The following is a 6,332-nucleotide window of genomic DNA, read 5'->3' on the forward strand; positions in this document are numbered from 1 at the left end:
GGCTGGTCGCTGCGAGCGGGTGGGTGGGCACCCATGCGCGCAAGGCGCGCATGCTCGTTGCTCCGCATCGTGGATGCCCTGGCGGGCAGCATCAGAGCGAGCCGAATACCATGCCGAGGCCGTATGTGAACGAAGCGGCCATGCCGCCGATCAGGATCTGCCGCAGCGCCGAGAACCATCCCGGCCTGCCGTTGAACGACGACGTGCCCCAGCCGACCAGGCCAAGCCCGCAGAGGCAGGCAACGATGCTGCCGAGCTGCGCCGATGGTCCTGCGGTCACCAGGAAGGGCAACAGCGGCACCAGCGCGCCGCTGCTGTACAGCACGAAGGAGATCACCGCGGCCTGCAGTGGGTTGCCGCCACGGTCCTGCGGGTTGATGCCAAGCACGTCGCGCGCAAACCTATCGAGCGTGGCGCGCGGATCGCGCATGATCTCGTCGGTGGCACGTTCCGCATCCGCGGGCGACATGCCCTTGCCGGCCAGCACCACCACCAGACGCTGTCGCGTCCTGGCGCTGTCGTGCGTGATCTCGTGCGCCATGTCGCGCAGCCGCTTGTTGTTCATCTCGCGGCTGTTGGTGACCGAGAGCCATTCGCCCAGCGCCATCGAGCATGCCCCTGCAGTCAGGCCGGCAAGGCCGGCAAGAATCACGGCTTCACGCGTGGCAGCCGCGCCTTCCAGTCCCATGACCAGGCAGAAGCTGGAGACGAGGCCGTCGTTGACGCCCAGCACCGCTGCGCGCAGCGCATTGCCGCTGGGACGGCGGATGAGGCGCCGCAAGCGGGCACCGAAGCCAGTCGGAGTGGGGACGCTGGTCAGGGGCATGGGTCGACGTCTTGGCGATCTGGTCGTGGTTTTGGTCTCGTTGACGGTGTCTCAGCGGAAGCGCGGAGCGAGGTCGTCGCGCATCCAGTCGAGAAAGGCACGCGTGCGCGCCGGCAGCAAGCGCGCATGCGGATAGATCAGCGACAGCGGCCAGGCTGGCTGCTCGAACGTCTCCAGCACAATGCGCAGCTTGCGCGCCTGCACCAGTTGCGCCACGTGGTAGGAGAGGAAATTGCCGAAGCCGGCGCCTTCCGCGCAAGCGGCAACGGCTGGTGCGGTCTGGTTGAACTCGAGGTTGCCCGTCACCTGCACCTGGAACGGTTTGCCGTTTTCCTGGAACGTCCACCAGTGCGCGGCATTGCCGGTGAAGCGCACGCAATTGGCACGCGCGAGGTCGTTGGGGTGGCGCGGCGTGCCATGCTTGCGCAGGTAGGCGGGGGTGGCCACCACCACGCGCCGGATATGGCCGACCTGCTGCGCCACCAGTGTCGAATCTGCCAGCGGGCCGATGCGTACGCCCACGTCGAGTTCTTCTTCCAGCAGGTTCACCACGCGGTCGGTGAATTCCATGCGGCAGCGCACGCGCGGATAGCGTTGCACGAAGCGCGTGACCGCCGGGGCGATATACATCTGCCCGAACAGCACCGGCGCGGTCAGCGTGAGCTGGCCGCTGGGCTCGACATGGCTGGCGGTCAGGCCAGCCTCGACTTCATCGATGGTGGCCAGGATGCGCCGGCAGCTGTCCAGGTAGCTGCGTCCCTCGCCGGTCAGCGACAGCCGTCGCGTGGTGCGATTGAGCAGCCGCACCTGCAGCTGGGATTCGAGCGCGGCCAGCGTGCGCACCACTGCGGGCAGGGAGGTGTGCAGCGTCGCCGCGGCGGCCGTCAGGCTGCCCGCGTCAACGATCCGCACGAACGTCTGCATTGCACGAAGCTTGTCCATGGCGCCACACATTACTCCGATTATCGGAGTAGTCAAATACCAGGCACCCTATTTATTGCACCGCCTTCCACGGCCAGAATTCCGTTATCCCAACCACCGAGGAGCGTGTCATGCAAGCTGCCAACCATCCTGCCGAGCCCCGGGTTCCGCTCGTTCTCTATCGCTCGCCGCTGTCCGGCCATGCGCATCGCGCCGAGCTGTTCCTGTCGCTGCTGGGGCTGACGTACCGGCTGGTCGATGTCGACCTGCGCGGCGGCGAACAGCATCGCGAGCCGTTCCTGCGGCTCAACGCCTTCGGTCAGGTGCCGGTGCTGGACGACAACGGCGTGGTGCTGGGCGATTCCAACGCGATCCTGGTCTACCTGGCCACGCGCTACGACGATGGCCGCTGGCTGCCGCGCGACCCGGTCGGGGCCGCGCGCGTGCAGCGCTGGCTGTCGGTGGCCGCTGGCGAGATCGCCTTCGGTCCGGCCGCGGCGCGCCTGGGGGTGCTGTTCGGCCGACCGGTGCCGCTTGACGACGCCATCGCCCGCGCGCAGCGACTGTTCGATCTGATGGAATCCCTGTTGGCCGAGCAGCCGTTCCTGGCCGCCGCCCATGCCGCGATCGCCGACGTCGCCGCCTACAGTTACATCGCCCGCGCCGAAGAAGGCAACGTGCCGCTGGCGCCGTATCCCGCGTTGAACGCCTGGCTGCGCCGTATTGAAGCGCTGCCCGGCTTCGTGCCGATGATCGTATCCCGGCCCGGCCGGGCTGCCTGAGGCCGGCTGAATCCAGGGCCGCCGCGCGAGCGGCGGCCGCATCTGCCAAGGAGTCCATCATGGAACTGCCCGTCTGGCCGCATGCCGGCCTGCCTTTCCACGCCGGGGAACTGGCCGCGCAGGAGCGCGCCGGCAAGCGCGAACGCATGGCGGCGGCCGGTGCGCGCGTGATCCGTGGCGAGATGCCCGCCCAGCATCGCGACTTCTTTGGCCAGTTGCCATTCCTGCTGGTCGGCGCGGTCGATGCCGGCGGACTGCCGTGGGCATCGATGCTCGCCGGCGTGCCCGGGTTTGCTCACAGCCCCGATGCCACGCACTTGCGCATCGACGCCTTGCCGCTGCCCGGCGATCCGCTGGAACAGGTCCTGGCGCATGGTGCGCATATCGGGTTGCTTGGCATCGAGCTCCCTACGCGCCGGCGCAACCGCATGAACGGCATCATCGTCGCGCGCGACCAGGATGGGTTCACGGTCGAAGTCGAGCAAAGCTTCGGGAACTGCCCGCGCTATATCCAGCTGCGCGAGGCCACCGCGGCCCTGCCGGGCGCGCCGATGCCTGCCTGGCACGGCACGGCGCTGGACGACGAGGCGGCAGCATGGCTGCGCGCGGCCGATACGCTGTTTATCGCCACCAGTCATGCCGCCTCGACGGAGGAGGGCGAGCACACCGGCGGCGCCGATGTGTCGCACCGCGGCGGCAAGCCGGGCTTTATCCGTGTGAACGACGACGGCACGCTCACCTTCCCGGATTTCAATGGCAACAACTTCTTCAATACCATCGGGAACCTGCTGGCGAACCCGCGCGCCGGGCTGGTGGTGCCTGATTTTGCCGAAGGCGCGCTGCTCCATGTGGGCGGGCAAGCCGAAGTGATCTGGGGCGGCGCGGAACTGGCGGCGTTCGCGGGGGCGGAGCGCCTGGTGCGTCTGCATGTCGAGCGGGTAGTGCGGCGCCCGTCGGTGCTGCCGATGCGCTGGCAGTTGCGCGAATACTCGCCGGTGCTGGCTGCTACCGGAGCCTGGCCGCCGGCAAGGGGAGCGCACGGGCGCTGACCGACGTGATGGGCGGGCAGGCGCAGATGATGGCGGATTCGATCCCGCTGTTCACGCAGTACATCAAGGCGGGCAAGGTGCGCGCGCTGGCGGTGACGTCGGCGCAGCGCTCGCCGGCGCTGCCTGACGTGCCGACCATGCAGGAAGCCGGGCTGAAGGGCTTCGAGGTGGTGGGCTTCTACGGCATGCTGGCACCCGCCGGCACGCCCAGGGAAGTGGTGGCACGCCTGTCCGGTGCCCTGCGCACCGTGCTGGCGGACCCTGATACCAAGGCCAAGCTCGAGCAGCAGGGCGCCGAGCCGGCCTGGCAGTCGCCGGAAGCCTTCGCCGCCACCATTGCGGCTGAGCAGAAGCGCTGGGGACAGACGATCAAGGCGTCGGGCGCGAGCATCGACTAAGCCCGCTGGCGGGTGCGGACGAGCCGTCGGTCAGCCGCGCCCGCGGTATTTCAGTGCGGCGCAGTGTCCGACCAGCGTGCTGATGCAGCAGGCATCGCCGCTCCATTCGCCACCGATGACGATGCCGTCCGGGCCCGCGATCAGCTTGCGCTGGCAATGGCCTGGCATCGGTGTGCGTTCCATGCCGGCATCGCGGGGGCCGCTGCCTGGCGCGCGGGCTGCCGGGATGGTCTCGTTCCAGACATAGGCGGTCCCGGACGGCATCGCCTGAACCGCCTGTGGCGGTCCCCACTGGCGCTTGGCTTCGTCGACAGAGACATTTTTCCAGGAGTCGAAGATGTCCTGCATGGCACCGCCGCCGAGGCTGGCACACGCGCCGGTGACGGCGCCGGCCCAGATGAGGGCCAGGCATGCGCGCACGCCCGCGGCGCCGCGGGCCGTTTCGGCAGGTCGGAACAGGTTGGCAGGCATGGACACTCCGCATCGGCGCGCCCGGCGGCAAGGGCCGGTCCGTCGAGACTAACGGAAGCGCGCACGGGCTCACAAGCACGGTTTGCGCGACAGCACACACAGCGGGTGGCCGACGACGCGAGGCTCAGTCGGCGAAAAGGTCCAGAGCTTGCTGTCCGGCCACGCGGTTTGTCCGTCGCGGAGCCGGACCCGATGCAGGTCGCACCGGCCGCACCGCGTCCTGTGACATGGTCGACGGGGTCAGCTCGAACAGGCTCGTTACCGGCAGCGGGACCGTTTCCGGCATCCACTGTGCCAGGCGCGGGGCCAGGATATGGTAGGTGTCCAGGTCGAAGTACGCCGGGGCATCGGCCAGCGCGCGGGCCTCGTCGAGCGTGGCCGAGCAACCCAGGTAGCACCAGTCGCTGGCGACATGCCACCACGCGCGTCCGGCATGCTCCTCGCGCCATGCCACCGGACCGTCAAAAGGCCACGGCATCAGTGCCAGCGGCGCCAGTGCGGTGGCCAGGCGGTCGCGGTGCGTGGCGGACGGTTCGGCGCCGACGCAGGCGCCGGCGCAGCGGTGGACCTGCCGCGCGAAGCAGGGGTTGCCCCGCCTCGTGGTCTTTTCCAGTGACAGCGTGGCCATGCACAGCCCGTGTTCTTCGGCCAGCGCACGCAGGCGCGCCTCGGCCGCGCCGCGGCTGCCAAAGGCGCCGAACAGATCGCGATGCCGGCAGAAATCCGTGTCGCGGCTGGTGCGCAGGCGCGGCACCGGCAGCTGCGGCGGCAGCTCCCATGCGTAGAGCCGGGCATTGCTGCGCAGCAGCTGGTTATGGACAGGCTGCATCGCCTTGACCAGCCTGGCCTCGAGCAGCAGCGCGCCGGTCTCGCCGCCGGTCTCGTGCCACGCCACCCGGCGTACCAGCCGCGCCAGCCGCATATCCTTGCCGTAGCGATAGTCGCCTGAGAAATGGGCGCCGATGCGCTGGCGCAGGTGCACGCTCTTGCCTACGTATAGCGGGACGTCGTCGTCGCCATAGAAGATATAGACGCCGGGGGTGGCAGGCACGTCTTCCAGCGCGGTCTCGTCCAGACCTGCGGGCAGGCTGGCGCGTCGTACCAGCGAGCGCACCGCGGATTCGACCAGTTCGACCGAATAGGTGTCATGGATCTTCTGCCAGAACTGCCATAGCAGCTCGGCATCGGCCAAGGCGCGGTGCCGGCCCTTGGGCGTCAGGCCAAAGCGGGCAATCAGGGCATCGAGGCCATGGCGTTCCACGGACGGATAGAGCGAGCGCGACAGTCGTACCGTGCACAACACATCCGCGCGAAACGTGACGCCGGCGCGCCGGAAGGCGTTCTTCAGGAAGCCATAGTCGAAGCGGGCGTTGTGCGCCACGAAAAGGCGGCCTTGCAGGCGCTCCGCAAGTGGCTCGGCGAGCGACTCGAACGTCGGCTGGCCGCGCACCATCTCGTCAGTGATGCCGGTCATGCGCTGGATAAACGGCGGGATCCCGATACCAGGGTCCAGCAACGTGTCCCATTCTGTAATCCCGTCCGGGCCGACCTCGACGACGCCGATCTCGGTGATCCGGTCGCGCTGGGCGTCGGCCCCGGTGGTTTCCAGGTCGACAAAGACGATCGGGCGCGACAGGGCCGCGGCGAGCGCCAGGGCGTCAGCAAAGTGTTTTCCGTCCGCGGGCATGCGCGACGGCAGGTAAGTGGGCATATCCGGCATCAGCCGATTTTAAGTGCGCTGCGATGGCGGCACGAAGAAGTTTTCAGGAACCCCTTGCCAAGCACCTCGGCGTCCCTTAATATTCGCCCCCTCGCAACGCAGCGCTGCAAGGCAGCACTGACAAGGGTTGCGGGGTCGACCGGGAGGTTGGCGCAGCGAAGTTGG

The 6,332-nt window shown here is 68.5% G+C and carries 6 protein-coding genes and 1 pseudogene; 3 read left to right on the forward strand and 4 right to left on the reverse strand.

The genetic code is table 11. From position 1 onward, the window contains the following. Positions 1–91: 91 nt before the first annotated feature. Complete coding sequence (locus ACIP1U_RS26780; protein ID WP_400321687.1) at positions 92–826, reverse strand: VIT1/CCC1 transporter family protein; 735 nt, start codon at positions 824–826, stop codon at positions 92–94. A gap of 51 nt (positions 827–877) precedes the next feature. Further along, positions 878–1,780 (reverse strand): LysR family transcriptional regulator, encoded by a 903-nt coding sequence (locus ACIP1U_RS26785; RefSeq protein WP_400321690.1) that lies wholly within the window; start codon positions 1,778–1,780, stop codon positions 878–880. A 98-nt stretch (positions 1,781–1,878) separates the two neighbouring features. On the opposite strand from ACIP1U_RS26785, the gene ACIP1U_RS26790 reads away from it, so the two are divergent. The 3 genes and pseudogenes from ACIP1U_RS26790 to ACIP1U_RS26800 all read left to right on the forward strand — a co-directional run. Further along, the gene (locus tag ACIP1U_RS26790; protein WP_400321693.1) at positions 1,879–2,529 is read left to right on the forward strand and encodes a glutathione S-transferase family protein; all 651 of its coding nucleotides are present in this window, start codon (positions 1,879–1,881) and stop codon (positions 2,527–2,529) included. A 59-nt stretch (positions 2,530–2,588) separates the two neighbouring features. After that, positions 2,589–3,578 carry a pyridoxamine 5'-phosphate oxidase family protein gene (locus tag ACIP1U_RS26795; protein ID WP_400321695.1) on the forward strand — a complete coding sequence of 330 codons (990 nt, stop codon included), beginning with the start codon at positions 2,589–2,591 and terminating at the stop codon, positions 3,576–3,578. Further along, a pseudogene (locus ACIP1U_RS26800) lies at positions 3,557–3,976 on the forward strand (tripartite tricarboxylate transporter substrate-binding protein); the annotation flags it as partial. The gene ACIP1U_RS26795 and the pseudogene ACIP1U_RS26800, both read left to right, overlap by 22 nt. A 30-nt stretch (positions 3,977–4,006) precedes the next feature. Here the strand turns inward: ACIP1U_RS26800 and ACIP1U_RS26805 are convergent. Both ACIP1U_RS26805 and ACIP1U_RS26810 read right to left on the reverse strand, forming a co-directional pair. Beyond that, a complete protein-coding gene (locus ACIP1U_RS26805) occupies positions 4,007–4,447 on the reverse strand; it encodes a hypothetical protein (RefSeq protein WP_400321698.1) in 441 nt (146 codons plus the stop codon). A gap of 124 nt (positions 4,448–4,571) precedes the next feature. After that, positions 4,572–6,167: an exonuclease domain-containing protein gene (locus tag ACIP1U_RS26810; RefSeq protein ID WP_400321700.1), complete on the reverse strand. Its 1,596-nt coding sequence runs from the start codon at positions 6,165–6,167 to the stop codon at positions 4,572–4,574. Between the last annotated feature and the right edge of the window lie 165 nt (positions 6,168–6,332).

This window comes from Cupriavidus sp. NPDC089707 (assembly GCF_044748965.1).
Taxonomy (GTDB): Bacteria; Pseudomonadota; Gammaproteobacteria; order Burkholderiales; family Burkholderiaceae; genus Cupriavidus.